Below are 18,931 nucleotides of genomic sequence, written 5' to 3'. Positions count from 1 at the left end.
CAAATCCGCTCTAAACCATTGCCCCGCTCGCCGGGACTGCACTTCGAATGGACCGGGAGGAGTCCGCCCGGACGCAGTGGACTTGACGGAGTGCTGGGGAATGGTCGCGATTTTCACGGGAAACGGGTTCGGTCTGTTCGATTCGCCCCTGGGCAGCGGGGCGACCCGGCTCGGGCAGGGCAGGGACAGCTTCAGCATCAACGCCGCCACCGGCAATCTGGTGCTGCAATCCTTCGATGAAAGCCTGTTGGTCCGCGGTCTCGGCGCCGCGGCCCTGCGCACCTACAACAGTCGCGGCCAGGTCGCCGACGTCGGCCAGGACGGCTGGATCACCGGCTACGAGCGCCGCGTCCAGTTCACCGGCACCCCGGGCGGCGCGAGCACGACCGCGACCCTGGTCCTCGGCGATGGCCAGCGTCGGACCTTCACGCTCACCGGCGGCACCACCTACACCAGCACCGATGGCGAGGGGGCGCACGACACCCTGACCTGGGACGGCGCCACCTCGACCTGGCGCTACATCGAAGGCAGCAGCCGGCGCGAAGAGACCTACGCGAACCACGCCGACGCCGCCCAGCTCGGCCGCCTGATCCGCATCCGCGACCTGCGCAGCGACGGCGTGACCCCGGCCCAGTTCGATGTCCTGTACGACGCCCAGGGCCGGGTCTCCGAGATCCGTTCGATCGACGGTGCGGGCGCGGCCGCCGATGCCATCGTCTACGCCTACGTCGGCACGACCCTGCAACTGGCCTCGGTGAGCACCCGGGAAGGCGGCGCGCTCAAGGCCCAGGTGAGCTACGGCTACGACGCCTACGGCCGCCTGTCCTGGGTGCAGACCGACCTGACGCCGGACAACGCCGCCGACAACGTCTGGGATGCGGGCAACGCCGCCGCCAACGATGGCCGCCTGTTCCGCACCAGCTACGAATACGCGACGGCCAGCGCCAGCGACCTGCGCATCTCGCGCGTCACCGGCAGCGACGGCGCCACCGTCGCCTACACCTACGAAGCCGATGGCGCCGGCGGCTTCCGGGTCAAGACCGTCACCGAGGGCAGCGCCACCGACGGTTCCGCGCGCACCCTGACTTTCACCTACGGCAGCGGCACGACCGACGTCAGCGATGCCGCCGGGCGCACCTGGACCTACCAGTACGACGCCAACAAGCAGTTGACCGCGGTGCTGGAACCGGCGGTCGGCGGCATGCGCGCGAAGACCGCGTACCAGTACGACGCCGCCGGCAATCTCGTCCGCATCACCGGCAATGCGATGACCGGCGCCACCGCCGGCGCGGCGCAGCTCGACGTGGTGTTCCGCTACGACGCCAACGGCAACCGCATCCTGCAGCGCGATCTGCTCGGCAACACCGTCGCCTGGACCTACGGCGCCAGCAACCAGGTGTTGTCCGAAACCCGCTACACCGCCGCCGATGCCGACGGGCTCGATCCCACCCATGCCGGCACCACCAATCTGCCGTCGGGCGCGCTGACCACCCAGTATGTCTACGACGCGCGCGATCGTTTGCGTTTCGTGGTCGACGCCACCGGCGCCGTGCGCGAACTGACCTACGCCGCCAGCGGCAACGGCATCGGTGCGCTGGCGTCGGAACGGCGTTACTTCGGCGCGGCCTACAGCGGCGCCTTCACCGAGGCCGCGCTGTCGACGTGGGCCGCCGATGCCGTCGCGATGCGCCGTGCCAGCAGCGCGCTCACGACCTACGCCTACGATGCCAAGGGCCGTCTGCAGCAGACCGTGGAATACGCCACCGTCGGCGCGGACGCCGCCGGCAACGGCGTGCTGGATGCCGGTGCGTCCATCACCCGCTTCGTCCACGATGCGCAGGGCCAGTTGCTGCAGAAAGTGGTCTCGCGCGGCGCGGGGCGCACCGACAGCTCGACGCTCGCCGGCAGTGAGGTCACCGAGTACGTCTACGACGGCATGGGCCGCCTGCTCAGCGTGCTCGGCCGCGACAGCGCCAGCGCCGCCGGCGACGATGCGCTCACCATTCGCAGCACCTACGCTTACGTCGATTCCGCCAACCAGATCCGGGTCACCTTCGACACCGGGTTGATCCGCACCGAGGCCCGCAACCGCGCCGGCGATGTGCTCTCGATCAGCGAGGCCGGCACCGTCAACGGCGCCACCGTCACCCGCACCACCCGCCACTGGTACGACAACACCGGACGTCTGGTCGCCAGCCAGGACGCCGCCGGCGGGCGCAACTACGCCTTCTACGACGCCGCCGGACGCCTCAGCGCCGCGGTCGACGCCACCGGCGCGGTACTGCAGACGCTCTACGACGCGGTCGGCCGGGTGTCCAGCACCGTCCAGCGCGCCACCCGCGTCAACACCACGGCCTGGATGTCGGGCGATGCGGTGGTGGTGCGCGAGCTGGTGTTCGCCGCGACCGCGCCGGCCCTGACCGCCGGTCAGGTCTGGGTCGCCACGGACGCCGCCAACGACCGCGCCACCGCCCGCACCTACGACAGCGCCGGCCGGCTGGCCACGGTGACGGACGCCGCCGGCCGGGTGGTCACCCACCTCTACGACGCCGCCTCGCGCCTGGTCGGCCAGGTGTCGAACGATCCCGCCGACGCCAGCGCCAACGGCACCCGCACCACGCGCATGTTCTACGACGGCGCCAATCGCCTGGTGGCCACGCTCGATGCCGAGGGCTATCTGGCCGAGCAGATCTACGATGCGGGCGGGCGCCTCGTCCGCACGGTCGGCTACGCCACGCGCACCAACAGCGCCTACTGGGCCAGCGGCACGCTGGCGCAACTGCGTCCCGTCGCCCACGCCGACGACCAGACCACGCGCCAGTTCCACGATGCCCGCGGGCGGGTGATCGGCGAACTGGACGCCGAGGGTCATCTCACCGAATTCCTGTACGACGAAGCCGCCAACCAGCGCGCGGTGAAGGCTCATGCGAAGCGCCTGACCGGCCTCACCGGCAGCGAAACGCTGGCCGCGCTGCGCACCGCCGCCGCCACCGGCGCGCCGGCCGAAGCCTTCCGCCTGACCCGCAACAGCTACAACGGTCTCGGCCAGCTGGTCACGTCGCTCAACCATGAAGGCACCGTCACCCGCTACACCTACGACGAGGCCGGGCGCCTGGTGCGCACCGAATCCGCGCAGGGCTTGAGCGAGGTACGCGACGGGCGCCTGCGTTACGACGTGTTCGGCAATCTCATCGGCGAACTGAGCGGCGAGGGCGCGGTGCAGGTGCTCGCGGGCATGACCGAAGCCCAGCTCGACAGCGTGTACGCGCAGTACGGCGTGCGCCATGCCTACGACCTGGTCGGCCGCCGCATCGAGAGCGTCGATGCGCTCGGCAACAAGACCTGGTACTTCTACGACGGCGCCGGCCGCCAGACCTTCATCGTGCGCGGCGTCGAGGACGATGCCGGCCTGCGCAACGCCCGCGGCGAAGTCTCCGAAATCCGCTACAACGCCTTCGGCGAAACCAGCGAAACCTTCGCCTACACCGGTCGCATCACGATCGCGGTGCCGGGCGACCGCGCCAGCGCGCAGAGCGCGATCGGCGCCCTCAGCTACGTCGCGGCGCAGGACAGCCGCAACCAGTACGTCTACGACCGCATGGGCCGGCTACTGCAGCATACCGACGCCGAGAACCACGTCGCGACCTACGGTTACAACCGCTTCGGCGACCTGACCAGCGTCGGCAAGACCCTCAACGGCGCCGCCAGCACCACGACCTACGCCTACGACCGCCGCGGTCTGCGCATCTCGCAGACCGAGACCGCCGGCAGCCTCACCCGCACCGCCACCAGCACCTACGATGCCTTCGGCCGGATCACGCGTCAGGTCGACGCGCGCGGCACGCTGTACGATTTCGCCTACGACCGCCGCGGCCGCCAGATCTCGTCCACGGTGCGCGCGGTCAGCGGACAGGATCTGGTCGATCAGGTGTCGTACGACGCCTTCGATCGCGTGCTCACCCGCCGCGACGCCAGCAACCGCATCACCACCTACCAGTACAGCGACACCGCGCGCAGCGTCACCGTGACCTCGCCGGAAGGCGTCAGCGTCACCACGATCCGGAACCGCTTCGGCGAGACGGTGGAAGTGCGCCAGCCGCAGCCCGGCGGCGGCACCGCGGTCACCACGTCGGTCTACGACCGCAACGGCAATCTCGTCCAGCAGACCGATCCGCTGGGCAACATCGCGCAGAACACGTACGACGTACGCGGCCTGCTCGCCACCAGTACCGACGCCACCGGCCGCCAGGTCGCCTATACCTACGACGCTGCCGGACGCACGCTGACGCGGGTCGAGGATCCCGGTGCGGGCAAGCTCAACCTGACGACGCGCCACGTTTTCGACGGCCAGGGCCGCACGGTGCGCGTGACCGATCCCTCGGGCCGCGTCGTGGCGATGACCTACGACCGCAAGGGCAATCTCACCCAGACCGCGGTCGACCCCAGCGGACTGAATCTGCGCACGACCTACACCTGGGACCGCGACGGTCGCCAGCTGTCGGTGATCGAAGGCGCGGGCACCATCGCCGCGCGCCAGACCACCTACGTCTACGACGGCCTCGGCCGCCGCACCAGCGAAACCGTGGGCACGGGCGGCGCCGCCGTCACCACCAATTACGCCTACGACCTCAACGACAACGTCGTGCGCAGGACCGGTGCCGGCGGCACCGTGCAGTACGCCTACGACGCCGCCAACCGCCTGCGCTTCACCGTCGACGGCGCCAATGGTCTGGTCGAAACGCGTTACGACGGCGCCGGTCGCGTCACCGCGCAGCGCGCGTACGCCAAGACCGTGAACCTGTCGTCGCTGGCCGGCGCGATTCCGACCGAAGCGCAACTCTCCGGTTTCGTCACCAGCCAGTCGCTGCGCGACGACGCACAGGATCAGCTGCAGTCGATGGTCTACGACGGCGATGGCCGCCTGCGCCTGAGCATCGACGGCGCCGGTGGCGTGGTCGAGAACGTGTACGACAGTGCCGGCCGCCGCATCGCCGAGAAGCGCTATGCCCAGGCCCTGCCGCTGACCGCCGCGCTGCGCGATTCGATCGCCGCCGGCACCGCCACCGTCGCCTCGCTGCTGGCGGCGACGCCGGCGAGCGCCAACGACAGCGTCGTCCGCTTCTTCTACGACGCCGCCGATCGTCTGGTCTACACGGTCGACGGCAACGGAGGCATGACCCGCGCGTGGTACGACGCGGCCGGTCGCGTCGTGACCACGCGCCTGTTCGCCAAGGCCGCGAACGTCGCGACCCTGGCCACCGCCACGCTCGCCAGCCTCGATGCCCAGCTCGACTGGGGCGCGGGCTTCGAGGGCGAGTCCCGCGTCTACGACGGCGCCGGTCGCCTGCGCTTCCAGCTCGACGCCGATGGCACCCTGCGCGAGACCCGCTACGACGCCGCGGGGAACATCATTGCCAGCCTGCGTTACATGGTCGCGGCCACGTCGCTGCAGAACAGCCTCAACACCCCGCTGCACGCCGGCACCGCGCAGGTGTCCGATTTCGCTGCGTTCGTCGCCGCGAACGAAGCCGGTGCGGCCGCGCAGTACAGCGTGTACGACAACGCCGGCCGCGAACGTCTGGCCGTCACCCGCACCTCCGCGACCCAGGCCGCGGTGGTCGAGCGTCACTACGATCAGGCCGGCCGCATCGTCGGCGCCTACGCCTACACGGCCGCGCTCGCGGTGGATGCGACTCTGTCCACCGCACTGTCGCAGGGCACCGCCACCGAAGCGTCGCTGTCGTCGTGGATGGCCGCGAATCGCGGCACCGCCCAGGTGCAGCGTCTGGTCTACGACACCGCCGGACGCGTCGCCTACAGCATCGACGGTGCCGGTGCGGTCACCAGCACGCGCTACAACGCGCTGGGTGCGGTCGCGTCCGTGCGTCGCCATGCGCAGACGATCTCGGTCGGCCTGTTCGGCGGCAACATCGACACCGCGCAGGTCGCCGCGCTCTTGGTCGAGACCGCGCAGGACCAGGTCGACTACAACGTCTACGACGCCGCCGCGCGCGTGGTGTTCCGCGTGCGCGGCGATGCCTCGGTGCAGGAGATCCGTTACGACGGTGTCGGCCGCGTGCGCAGCACGCTCGCGTATGCCGCGACCGTCAGCGGCACGCTGATGACGCAGCTCGCCGCCGGCACCGCGACCCAGGCCGGTTTCGCCGCGCACGTCTCCGCCAACGAAGCCACCGCGCGCGTCGAAGGCCTGCACTACGACCAGGCCGGCCGCGTCCGGTATCAGGTCATGCGCAGCGGCAGCGGTCTCGGTCAGGTCACCGAAACGCAGTACGACGCCATCGGCCGGGTCACCGCGAAGACCCGCTACGGCGTGGACATCGCCTACGCGCCCGGCGCGACCACCTCGACCGTCGCCGGCGCGATATCGGCGGCGCTCAGCACCGATCCCGCGATCCGCGCGACCCAGAGCCGCACCCTCCGCTACTTCCACGACGCCGGCAACCGCGAGCGCTTCGCGCTGGATGCGCTCGGCACGCTCAGCGAACAGCGCTACGACGCCATCGGTCGCGTGGTGCAGACGCTGGTCTACGCGAACCTGCCGTCGAACACCACCGATACCGCCGCGCTCGCCACCTGGGTGGCGACCCAGCCGGCTTCGGCCTATCGCGCCATCGCGATGGCTTACGACAGCGCCGGGCAGGTGACGACCCGCACCGATGCGCTGGGCCAGACCGAGTCCTACCAGTACGACGCCGCCGGCAACATCACCCGCCACACCGATCGCACCGGCGCGGCGTGGAACTACGAGTACGACCGCGCCGGTCGCCGCACCGCCGAGATCAGCCCCGCGGTCGCGGTCAGGACCGGCGGCACCACGACCACGCGTTCGATCGTCGCGCGGATGGAGTACGACGGCGCCGGCAACATCCTGCGCAGGATCGAGAACGCGGACACCGCGCAGGCGCGGATCACCCGCTACGAGTACGACAACCGCGGCAACACCGTGCGCATCGTGCTGCCCGACGCGATCACCGGCGGCACGCCGGCCAGCGGCAACGCCGACACCGTCGAGATCCTCTACGACGCGCTCGGCAACGCGGTCTCGCAGAAGGATCCGCTCGGCAATCGCAGCTACAAGGTCTACGACAATCTCGGTCGCGTCGTCTACGACATCGACGAGGAAAAGTACGTCACGGCGCACGTCTACAACGCCTTCGGCGAGGAGACGCGGACCGTCCGTCATGTGAACGCGCTCGTCACCACGGGCAGCGCCTTCGCCGCGGCGGGCTGGCAGCCCGACAAGGCGCTGACGCAGTCGCTGGTGCAGTCGGGTCTGACCCTCGATGCCGCGCGCGATCGCGGTGTCGACAGCAGCTACAACGCGCTGGGCCAGAAGGTGCAGGTGCAGCAGGACGCGGTGTCCTACCTCAAGGCCAACGGCACGGTGGCGACCGGTCGTCCGACGGTACGCAGCCAGTTCAACGCCTACGGCGAGGTGGTGAAGACCTCGGTCCTGCTGGAAGGCACGCCCGACACCGCCGACGCGGTCTGGGCCGATACCTGGCGCTACTACGACAGACTGGGGCGCGAGATCGTCAGCGTCGACGCCGAAGGCTATGTCAGTTCGCAGGTCTGGACCGCCTACGGCGAGATCCAGAGCAAGACCGAACATGCGCGCAAACTGTCGACGGCGACGATCGCCGCGCTCGGCACCGTGCTGCCGCCGGCGCTGCCGGCCGCGGGCGATGCCGTCACCGGCTACGACCGGCGCATGGACTTCAGCTACGACGCCCTGGGCCGCGTCGTCGCGCAGTCCACGCAACTGTTCGTCCAGGCCTCCGGCGGCACCGCGGGCCAGTGGTCGTCGGTGTCGACCCAGTTCGGCTACGACGGCGAGGGCAGGATCACGTCCGTGGTCGACGCGCAGGGCACCACCCAGACGCGTTACGACGCGCTGGGTCGGATGATTTCGGTGCAGCAGCCGTCGCGTGCGGTGCTGGTCGCGAACAGCGATACGCTGTTGGACCAGCTCGCCAACACGCTCTCCACCGCCGCGCTGTACGAACAGCGCTCGCCGTACACCGAGCTGGCCTACGACGCGTTCGGCAACGCGGTGCGCGTGGTCCGTTTCGCGAACGGGAAGATCGGCGCCGCGGCCGCGGTCGCCAGCGCCAACGATGCCATCAGCGAGACCGACTACGATCTGCGCGGCCGGGTCACGGCCGAACGCGACCTCGCCGCCGGCACCGCGACCTATCGCAGCTACGATGCGGGCGACCGCGTCGTCCAGGTGCGCACCACGCTGCGCGGCGGCGGCGCCATCGACGGCAGCAGCACCACGATCGAATCCGATCTCTTCGTCAACTACACCTACGACCGCACCGGCCGCCAGCTCAGCGCCGCGACCCTGCGCGAACGCTACGACGTCGTCGGCGGCGTGCGCACGCTCAAGGGCACGTCCACGGACCAGTCCGAGATCGTGCAGTACAACGCCTTCGGCGAGGTCGTGAAGAAGGACGATCGCATCGCCGATGCGTTCACCGGCAGCAACTTCATCGCCTACGAGTACGACAAGGCCGGCCGTGCCGTCCGCGACAACAGTCAGGGCGGCGCCTGGCGCGATCTCGCCTACGATCTCGCGGGTCGCACCCTGCGCATGACCCGCAAGAGCTTCACCGTCAACGCGCAGGGCACCCAGAGCGTGGTGTCCGCGGTCACCGATCTTGCCTACGACAAGCTGGGCCGCGCGGTGCTGGAACGCCTGCCGTCGAATTCGGACGATCTGGCGCAGCGTCCGGAAGTGCTCAGCGAATACGACCGCTGGGGGAATGTGGTGCGTCGCGTGGACGCCCGCGGTTACGAAACGCTGTACCGCTACAACAGCTTCAACAAGGTGGTCCAGGAAACGCGTCCCGAGGTCAAGATCGTGGCCGCCAACGGCACCGAGACCCGCGCGCGCCCGGTGCTCAACTGGTACTACGACGGCCTCGGTCGGCTTACCGAAAGCCGCGACGCCAATGGCAACGTGCAGCGCGTGCTCTACGACAACGTCGGTCGCGCCGTCGAAAGCATCGACGCGCTCGGAAAATCGACGAAGATCGCCTACGACCTGTTCGATCGTGAGCGCTACGTCCAGAATCCGCTCGGCTACCTCACCTGGAAACGCTACGACCGCGCCGGTCGCGTGTCCGCCCACGGCGACTACACCCTCGGGTCCAATCCGTCCGGGCAGAACGGACGGCACAGCAACACTCTGGAGACCTACGGCCTGCAGGGCAGCGCCGACCGCTGGAGCGTGACCAACGCGCTCGGCCAGTCCTCGCGTTACGACTACGACAGCCGCAGTCTGCTGCTCGGCAGCCGCAGCGCCGCCGGCGTGGTCAAGACCTATGCCAACGATCTGCAGGGCCGCAAGATCCGCGAAACCAACGGCGATGCGGACCGCTGGCGCTATCTGCTCTCGGTCGGCGATGTCAACGGCACGATCACCGGCTTCGGTACCGGCACCTGGTACTACGACGATTACGGCTACGGTTACGGCGGCGGTTACTACTACGTGCCGGAGTACTACACCGGCCCGGCGATCCGCAAGGACCGCGAAGGCGAGTACGTCTTCATCGACGAGCAGACCTGGGACTACGACGTCTTCGGCCGCATCGTCGATCACAACGATCTCGGCGGCGCCGATTACGACTACATCTACCACGCCGAAACCGGTCAGCTGCTCAAGACCACCCGAGCCACCTCCACCAACATGTACGTGGAGCTCAGCGACGGCTATTCGGGGCCCGATCCCAACGCGCCGGCGCCGGACGGCACCGACGGCAATGCCGCGCTCGCGACCCAGCTCGGCCTGACCGGCCTGGGCGCGAGCGATCGCGCGCAGTACTACTACGCCAGCGGTCTGATCAAGGAAATCCGCGAAGGCAACAACTGGACGCGCTACGCCTACGACGCGGCCGGCAACCGCACCATGGAAGAGACCTACACCACGTACACCAAGGGCACCGTGGTTACCGTCGTCCATCTGCGGACCATTTCGACCTACGATTCCAACGGCCGGATCAGCATGGTCCGCCAGATCGACGTGGCCACCGGCTCGGAGGTCATGACCACGCGTTACAGCTACGACGCCGCCGGCAATCGCCGCCGCGTCACCGTCGGCAATTCCGGCAGTGGTTCCACCTATCCGTGGAGTCTGTCCGGTTATGCCGGCGAAGCGCTCAGCAACAACTACACCTACATGGTGGCGCAGCTCGCGCCCGAGACCACGTTCACCACGGCCATGACCATGGCCGACGGCAGCCCGCTGCCGTCGTGGCTCACGTTCAATCCGGCCACCGGTACGCTCACCGGCACGCCGCCGGCCGGCGCCACGTTCACCCTGCGCCTCACCGCGCGCAGCATCGACGACCAGTTCACGGTCGTGCGCGACATCAACGTCAACATCCTCCCGAGCCGACCGCCGGTCTTCACCTATCCGGCTTACTGGCCGTATCCGGCCTACCTGACGGTCGGGCAGTACTGGGAGTTCGACGTCAGCACCGGCTTCAGCGATCCCGAAGGATCGGCGCTGACCTACCACCTGGAGTACGGCAGTCTGCCGGCCGGCATGTCGTTCAACAGCGCCACCGGTCTGTTGTCCGGCGCGCCCACGCAGGCGGGCAATTACCAGTACGTGTATGTCTACGCCAAGGACGTCCACGGCCTGCGTTCGTACACCGAATCGATCCGCCTCGACATCGCATCGGATTACGTGCCGGATCCGCACAATCCGCTCGACCCCTACATCGCGATGCAGAGTCCGCAGGATCCCAGCCTCTCCGCGGCCGCGTTGCGGACCACCGATGGCGGCACAAGCACCAGTCGTGTCGCCCCCGAGCAGACCATGCTGCTCGTGCCGATCGAGGATCCCATCGACGATGGCGGTGGCGGTGGCGGTGGCGGTGGCGGTGGTGGCGGTGGTGGCGGCGGTGGCGGCGGTGGCGGTGGCACCTACACCCCGACCACGCCCGGCGCGACCTATGTCTACGCCAGTTCCAGCTTCAAGTCGTTCTGGTACGACTACGATGCGATGAACCGCGTCACGGTCGCCAATGCCAAGCTCGTGAGCGGCCAGATCGTGCTCGGCAAGATCGACGGTGCCGATTCCGATGTCAGCTACGCGCTCGATTACGACGATGCGGGGCGTGCGATCCGCCGTCGTTTCCTCGAAGCGGGCACGACGAAGTACGAGAACACCACCTACAACGAACGCGGGCAGCGCACCTACGTCTACAAGCCGGCTGCGCTCGGCGTGAATCCGCAGATCTCGGAAATCTTGAGCTACGATGCGGCCGGGCGGCTGACTTCGCGCGTCGTCCCGCACGAGACCGGCACCGAATTCGCGGGGCAGGTGAAGGAACGCTACGTCTATACCTACGATGCCGACGGACGCCAGCTCACCCAGCGCTTCGCCGAAGGCGTGCGCACGCAGGGCGGCACGTGGTACAGCGGTTATTTCTACTACAACAACATCGTCGACCGGAACGAGACCCGCAGCTACTACGACCTCGCCCGCGACGCGCGGATGTATCTGAGCCATTACCAGCGGTTCTCGAATACCAGCAAGGAAACCGACAACATCGGCGCCTTCACCTGGTATTACGGCTACACCTACGACGCGCGCGAGGCCTACCTCGAGACCAAGGTGCAGGGCAGCAGCAGCAACAGCAACTTCCAGCCGGCCACCACGTCCAGCGTCTACGATGGCTGGGGCCGTCGCGTCGCCGTGCAGGACGGGCAGGATCGCTTGTTCGCCTACGATGCCAGCGGCAACATCCTGCAGCGTTACGACAGCGGGGCGACCAACTTCAAGACCACGCGCTATGCGCTGGTGTCGGGGCAGCAGGTCGCGGCCAGCAACAGCGGTTACGTCGACGCCATCAGCAACCTCACGGCCTATCGCAACAGCGAAGCCGGCAGCAGCACGGTCACGGTGATGGCCGGCGACACCCTGCGCAGCATCGCCCAGCGCGTCTACGGCAACGACAGCCTGTGGTACGTGCTGGCGTCCGCCAACGCGCTGACCGGCGGCGAAACCCTCGCCGCGGGCACCACGCTCAAGGTCCCGGAAGTCCAGGTCAACAAGAACGACGCCACCACCTTCAAGCCGTACAACCCGGCCGAAGTGATCGGCAGCACGTCGCCGTCGCTCGACTACGTGTCGCCGCCGCCGAAGAAGAGCTGCAACGTCCTCTCTGTCATCCTCACCATCATCGTGGTGGTGATCGTGGCGGTGGTGACCGTCTATACCGCCGGCGCAGCTGCACCGCTGCTGGGCGCGAGCGTGTCGGCGGCGACCGCTGCCGGCGGCACGATGGCGGTCGGCGCCGCGGTCCTCGGCGGTGCGGCCGGCTTCACCTGGGCCGCGATCGGCGTGGCCGCCATCGCCGGCGCAGTCGGTTCCGCAGCCGGCCAGCTGGCGTCGATGGCGTTCGGCATGACGGACAAGTTCGACTGGGGTGCGGTCGCGGTGGGCGCGCTCACCAGCGTCGCGAGCATGGGCGTCGGCTCCGCGGTGTCCGGCGGTCGCGCCGGCGCCGCAGCCGCGGAAGCGGCCGCCGAAGCCGCGAAGAAGGCGGGCACGGCGGCAAGCGCGTTCAAGTTCGGCGCAAACTGGGCCAAGGGGGCCGCGCAGGCGGTCGGTGGCAACCTCGCCAATTACGGCGCCAACTGGGCGGTCAATCGCATCGATCCTTCACGCGATCGCAGCAACGAACAGTTCAGCTGGGCGAACCTGGCCGCCAGCGCGGTCAGTGGTGCGATCACGGCCGAGCTGGGCGCATGGCTCGATAGCCGAGCAGGCATGTCGAAGTGGTTCGAGAAGACGCCTGTTCTGAAGAACTCGTTTGTGCAGACCACGCTTAGCGGCACCGTGAGCGGTTTCGTCGGCAGCGCCGCCCAGCACCACGTCGCTCGTCTGCTTGGCGAAGAAGCTGATGCCGATTACGGACAGATGTTGGTCGATGCGTTCGGCAACGGGCTCGCGACCGCGACCAAGAAGGCGATCACCGATCTGCAGCGCGACAAGATCACCCGCCATGAACGCGAGGCCAGACTTGAAGCGATGAGCGACGAACTGGAGAAGATAGGCGTTCATCTCAAACGCGATAGCCGCGATCGCCTGTTGGCCGGCATCGACGTGAAGTACGATGGGAAAATCGTCCGTATCGACTCATACGGTGCGGTCGATCTTCTGGGCGGCATGTCCGAAGAACTGCAGCGGCTCGCGGAACAGGGATTGATCGGCGAGAAGGACAAGTCGATTTTGATGGCGAAAGCCATCAACAACGAAAACATGCAGAAGGCGCTGGTGAGCGTCGCGAGGGCCGAGAACTTCGGCAAGATGAAGAATCTTGCCCGGACGAATACCGTTGGTGTCATCCCCCCCAAGCAGGAGGAGTTGCCAAAGACGAATACCGCCCCCGCCATCGATACGGTCACTCTCCAGGAAGTGATCGTCACGGCCGAGGGGGGGAGTTCCTTCAAGCATGTCTCCAATGCGATCGTCTCCGGCGCTGAAGCGCTGGCCGATTTCGCCGACGATCATCCGATCCTGGCCACCATCGTCACCTCGGGCGTTCAGGCGTTGATTACCGGTGGGCCGGTCAAGACAATCCTGAGGAACTTCGCCAAATCCGTATTCGGTGAAGCTTTTCAGGCGCTCATCGACAAGGGCTCCGAATTCGTAGAAAAACAGACCAAGGCCTTCCTCACCGAACAATTGGGATGGGGTGAAGTTTCGAGCACGCTCGGGTCGAAGGCGGCGGGGCTTGGCTTCTCGATGGTTTTCGGAGGCGCGGACGAAATCATCGATGCCGCCAAGGACATCCGCAATTTCGCGAAGAAGGTGCGCAGCGATCGGCGCTCGCTGGGCCTGTCAGAGAGTCTCGACGACGTTCCGACGAACCCCAGGACTCGCCTGCCGAAAAGCAATGGCAGTTGGGACGGCGATCCCGGCAACGGCGCCTGGTACTCGGATCTGGACGATGTCAATCTGATCACCGGAGGCAAGCCGATCATGTTCAAGGACGGCCGGCCGGACTTCTCGCCCTGGTCGAAGGGTCAGATCACATTCGAGGCAGGCCAGTTGAACGGAACGGACGACGACTTCAAGGCCGTGTACGAATACGTCGCCAAGCAGAAGAATCTCGCCAGCCCCAATGCTGCCAAGACGTATCTGAAACAACAGGGGCTCACGCCACATCATCAGAACAACACGACGATCTTGCTGATTCCCACGAAGTTGCATGGCAATATTCCGCACATCGGGTCTGCGTCCGATATGCGAGGTGGCTATGGCAAGTGATTTCATCAAACTCGGACCGGAGGCGCTATCGGCGCCCTCCGCGCAACCAGAGATCGATCTGCTCCAAACCGAGCGCGATCTGGATATTGAATTGCCGCAAAGCCTGCGCCAGATCCTGTTGCAGTACGCAGCGCCGGTGGTATTCGCCCACGGTGCAAGGTTCAGGCCCGACACCCTGTGCGGGGTCGAAGGCCGCGACGGTCATCTCACCTTGCTGACGCTCTACGGTCCTGGGGCCGGCGACTCCGGCCTGCTCGCGATGAATCGCATGTATTCCGATCAGGTGCCCCCGTTGATGGCCGTGATCGGCGAGTCGCCCGGAGGAAACCAACTCTGTATCGAAAGAACCAGCGGCCGCATCTATTTCTGGAATCATGAAGCCGAGCATGACGAAGCCGCGCTGACGGCGGTTGCCGAAAGCTTCGATGCCTTCCGCGAACGGCTCGTCGCGGATGAGGGCATTTCCGAAGGCACGACACCCAAGATCGACGAGAGCAAATCCTTTCTGGATTTCTAGCCTTTCAGTGACAGCGGTTCACAACCCCCGCTTCGCCCCATCCCCCTGCACCTCGCGCACGAGTTTCGGCACGAGGTAGCCGGGGAGGCGGTCGATCAGCGCGCGATGCAGGGCGCGGGCCTCGTCGTCGCCCACTTCGAAATGCGCCGCGCCCTGGACTCGGTCCAGCTGGTGCAGGTAATAGGGCAGGGCGCCGCCGGCGTAGCCGCGTTCGCACAGGGCGGCCAAGGCGTCGACCGAATCGTTGACGCCGCGCAGCAGCACGGCCTGATTGAGCACGGTCGCGCCCGCGTCGCGCAGGCTCGCCAAGGCAGCGTCGACATCCGCATCGAATTCATTGGCATGGTTGGCGTGGATCACCACCGCCACCGGCCAGGGCAGGGCGCGCAGCCAGGCGTCGAATTCGGCGTCCACCCGCTCGGGCAGCACCACCGGCAGGCGGGTGTGGATGCGCAGCCGGCGGACGTGCGCGATGCCGGCCAGTTGTGCGGTCAGCTCGGCCAACTTGGCCGTGCTCAGCGACAGCGGATCGCCGCCGGAGAGGATGACCTCGTCGAGACTGGCATCGGCGCGAATCGCCTCGACCGCCTCGCGCCACTGCGCGGCGGCCGCGGTCTCGTCGGCATACGGGAAATGGCGGCGGAAGCAGTAGCGGCAGTGCACCGCGCAGCTGCCGGTGGCGATCAGCAGGGCCCGGCCGCGGTATTTGTGGATCACGCCGGTGGCGGCCTTCGCCGCGCCGTCGCCCACGGCGTCCAGACCGAAGCCGGGCATCGGCCGCAGTTCGTCGTCGAGCGGCAGCACCTGGCGCAGCAGGGGATCGTGCGGGTCGCCGGGCCGCATCCGGGCCACGAAGCCCCGCGGCACCCGAAGCGGGAACTGCGCGGCGGCATCGGCCGACAGCCCCGGCACCCGGCCGTCCAGACCCAGCAGGGCCAGCAGTTCGGCCGGATCGCGCACGGCGTCGCGCCACAGGCGCTTCCAGTCCGGCCCGGCCTCGTGGGCGGGCTGGGTTGAGAGGGGGGCAGCGGGTATCATAGGGAGTTCGGTCGGGCCGTTCGTCGGGACGCGCCGGCATCCCGGGTCCGGTCCTGCATGACTTGGCCCTCCATTCTAAGCCGCCCTCGGGTTCCACGGCCCGGGACGGTCCAGCAGACGAATCCATCAGGAGCATTCCATGGCCAGCCTGGGCATGAACGACGTCAAGACCGGACAGAAGATCCTGGTCAACAACGACCCCTGCGTCATCACCGAAACCGAATACGTGAAGCCGGGCAAGGGCCAGGCCTTCACCCGCATCAAGTACCGCAACATCAAGTCGGGCCGCGTGGTCGAAATGACCATGAAGGCCACCGACTCGGTGGAAGTCGCGGACGTGGTCGACACCGACATGCAGTTCCTCTACGGCGACGGCGAATACTGGCACTTCATGAACCAGGAGTCGTTCGAGCAGGTGCAGGCCGACAAGGCCGGCATGGGCGGCGCCGAGAAGTGGCTGAAGGGCGAGGAAGCCTGCGTGGTGACCCTGTGGAACGGCAACCCGATCAACGTCCAGCCGCCGAACTTCGTCGAACTGAAGATCGTCGAGACCGATCCGGGCGTGAAGGGCGACACCGCCGGCACCGGCGGCAAGCCGGCCACCCTCGAAACCGGCGCCGTGGTCCGCGTACCGCTGTTCGTGGCGCAGGAAGAGATCATCAAGGTCGACACCCGTTCCGGCGAATACGTCAGCCGCGTGAAGTGATCGATTCGCAGCGAGCCGGCCATCGGCCGGCTGCGTCGCGAATCAATCATCCCGAGCCGCAGGCGCGGGATCTGCCGTCCAAGGAAGCCCGCCCCCAAGGCGGGCTTCCGCGTTTCCGGGCCGCCTGCGGCCATCCCCGGAATATGCCCACGGCGGGTTGAGTGCCGCCTGCGGCGCCGGAATGCGACAATGCCGCCATGACCTATCAGCCCGTGTCCGAAGCGCTTGTCCCGGAATCCTGCGATCTCCTGATCGAAGCCCGCCATGTGGTCCCGATCGCGCCCCGCGGCGCGGTGCTCGAACACCACGCGGTCGCGGTGCGCGACGGCGTCATCCTCGCCGTGCTGCCCATCGCCGAGGCCCGCGCCCGGTTCGAGGCGAAGGAGACGGTCTCGCGGCCGGAGGGCGCGCTGATTCCCGGCCTCGTCAACGCCCACGTCCACAACCCGATGACGCTGATGCGCGGGGTCGCCGACGACCTGCCGCTGAAGCAGTGGCTGCAGGAACACATCTGGCCGATCGAAGGCGCGATCATGGGCCCGGACTACGTGGCCGACGGCATCGCCTTGGCGATCGCCGAGATGCTGCGCGGCGGCACCACCTGCTGCAACGAAAACTACTTTTTCCCCGACGTGCAGGCCGCGACCTACAGGCGCCACGGCTTCCGCGCCCGCGTCGGCCTGCCGGTCATCGATTTCCCGACCGCGTGGGCGAAGAGCGACGACGAATATTTCGATCGCGCCGGCGAAGTCCACGACCAGTGGCGTCACGATGCGCTGATCGCGACCGCGTTCGCGCCGCACGCGCCGTACACCGTCTCCGACGACAATTTCGAACGCATCCGGATGCTCGCCGACCAGCTCGACGTGCCGGTGCACCTGCACACGCACGAGACCGCGCAGGAAGTGCAGCAGTCGCAGGAAAAACACGGGCAGCGGCCGATCGCGCGGCTCGACCGTCTCGGCCTGATCAACGACCGCCTGATCGCGGTGCACATGACCCAGCTCACCGACGCCGAAATCGCGCTGTGCGCCGCGCGCGGCGTCAGCGTGGTGCATTGCCCCGAATCCAATCTCAAGCTCGCTTCCGGCTTCTGCCCGGTCGCGAAGCTGCTGAAGGCCGGCGTGAACGTGGCGATCGGCACCGACGGCTGCGCCAGCAACAACGATCTCGACATGTTCGGCGAGACCCGCACCGCCGCGCTGCTGGCCAAGGCCGTGGCCGACGATGCCGCCGCCTTCGACGCCGCCAGCGCGCTGCATGCGGCCACGCTGGGCAGCGCGAAGGCGATGGGCTTCGATCATCTGGTCGGTTCGATCGAACCGGGCAAGCAGGCGGACCTGGCCTGCGTCGATCTGTCGGCGCTGGAAACCCAGCCGCTGCATCACGTGCTGTCGCAACTGGTCTACGCCACCGGCCGGCATCAGGTGTCGGACGTGTGGATCGCCGGCCGCGCGAAACTGCGCGACCGCATTCTGGTCGACATGGATCTCGACGGCATCCTCGCCAACGCGCGGCAGTGGCAGGCGCGGATCGGCGCGGTGAAGGTCGGTTGAGAGGATTGGACGAGACGATGAGCGCAGAACAGCACGACAACTTCAGTCAGGTCGAACTCGACAAGTTCAATGCGTTGGCGAACAGGTGGTGGGACCCGGAAGGTCCCCAGAAACCCCTGCACGCGCTGAATCCCGCGCGGCTCGGCTATGTGCGTGAACGCACGACGCTGCGCGGTGCGCGCGTGCTCGATGTGGGCTGCGGCGCCGGGCTGTTCAGCGAGGCGCTGGCGCGCGAGGGCGCGGAGGTCACCGCCATCGATCTGGCACCGGATCTGATCAAGGTCGCGAAACTGCATCGCCTGGAGTCCGGCGTGCAGGTCGATTACCGGCTCAGCGCGGTCGAAGCGCTGGCGGAAGAGATGCCGGCGCATTTCGATGCCATCGCCTGCATGGAAATGCTGGAACACGTGCCCGATCCCGGCGCGGTGATCGCCGCCTGCGCCACGCTGCTCAAGCCCGGCGGGCGGTTGTTCCTGTCCACGCTGAATCGCACGCCGGCCGCGTTCGCGCTGGCGATCGTCGGCGCCGAGTACATCGCGCGGATGCTGCCCAAGGGCACGCACCAGTACCGTGATTTCATCAAGCCGTCCGAACTGGCGGCCTGGCTGCGCGCGGCGGACCTGTCGCTGGACGACGTGAGCGGACTGATCTACGACCCGCTGCGCCACACCGCGCGCGTCGGCAGTCGCACCGACGTGAACTACATCGCATGCGCAACGAAACCGTAGGCGGGGCTTCAGTCCCGAGCATTTTTTCGTTGATGCCGCGCAATCGGGCCTGAAGGCCCTCCTACAGATTCGTCT

General features: G+C 67.7%; 6 protein-coding genes. 5 read left to right on the top strand and 1 reads right to left on the bottom strand.

The genetic code is table 11. From position 1 onward, the window contains the following. The first annotated feature begins 100 nt into the window (after positions 1–100). Positions 101–14,311, top strand: a complete 14,211-nt coding sequence (locus ABD974_RS17790; protein ID WP_345304681.1) for a putative Ig domain-containing protein — start codon at positions 101–103, stop codon at positions 14,309–14,311. After that, on the top strand, positions 14,301–14,828 hold the full coding sequence (locus tag ABD974_RS17785) for an SMI1/KNR4 family protein (protein WP_345304680.1): 528 nt from the start codon (positions 14,301–14,303) through the stop codon (positions 14,826–14,828). Before ABD974_RS17790 ends, ABD974_RS17785 begins: the two co-directional genes overlap by 11 nt. Positions 14,829–14,846: 18 nt before the next feature. Here the strand turns inward: ABD974_RS17785 and epmB are convergent, their stop codons facing one another. Next, positions 14,847–15,866, bottom strand: coding sequence for an EF-P beta-lysylation protein EpmB (epmB, locus tag ABD974_RS17780; protein WP_345304679.1), 1,020 nt, complete (start codon positions 15,864–15,866; stop codon positions 14,847–14,849). Positions 15,867–16,005: 139 nt separating this feature from the next. Between epmB and efp the strand changes: the two genes are divergently transcribed. From efp to ubiG, 3 genes are all read left to right on the top strand, one after another. Further along, the gene (gene efp, locus ABD974_RS17775) at positions 16,006–16,572 is read left to right on the top strand and encodes an elongation factor P (protein WP_345304678.1); all 567 of its coding nucleotides are present in this window, start codon (positions 16,006–16,008) and stop codon (positions 16,570–16,572) included. Positions 16,573–16,769: 197 nt separating this feature from the next. After that, positions 16,770–18,128, top strand: a complete 1,359-nt coding sequence (locus ABD974_RS17770) for a TRZ/ATZ family hydrolase (protein ID WP_345304677.1) — start codon at positions 16,770–16,772, stop codon at positions 18,126–18,128. A gap of 17 nt (positions 18,129–18,145) precedes the next feature. Next, positions 18,146–18,856 (top strand): bifunctional 2-polyprenyl-6-hydroxyphenol methylase/3-demethylubiquinol 3-O-methyltransferase UbiG, encoded by a 711-nt coding sequence (gene ubiG, locus ABD974_RS17765; RefSeq protein ID WP_345304676.1) that lies wholly within the window; start codon positions 18,146–18,148, stop codon positions 18,854–18,856. Positions 18,857–18,931 lie beyond the last annotated feature (75 nt).

Source organism: Lysobacter hankyongensis (assembly GCF_039543145.1).
Classification (GTDB): Bacteria; Pseudomonadota; Gammaproteobacteria; order Xanthomonadales; family Xanthomonadaceae; genus Lysobacter_I; species Lysobacter_I hankyongensis.
The sequence above is the reverse complement of the archived record's forward strand: the minus strand, read 5'-3'. Positions and strand labels throughout refer to the sequence as shown.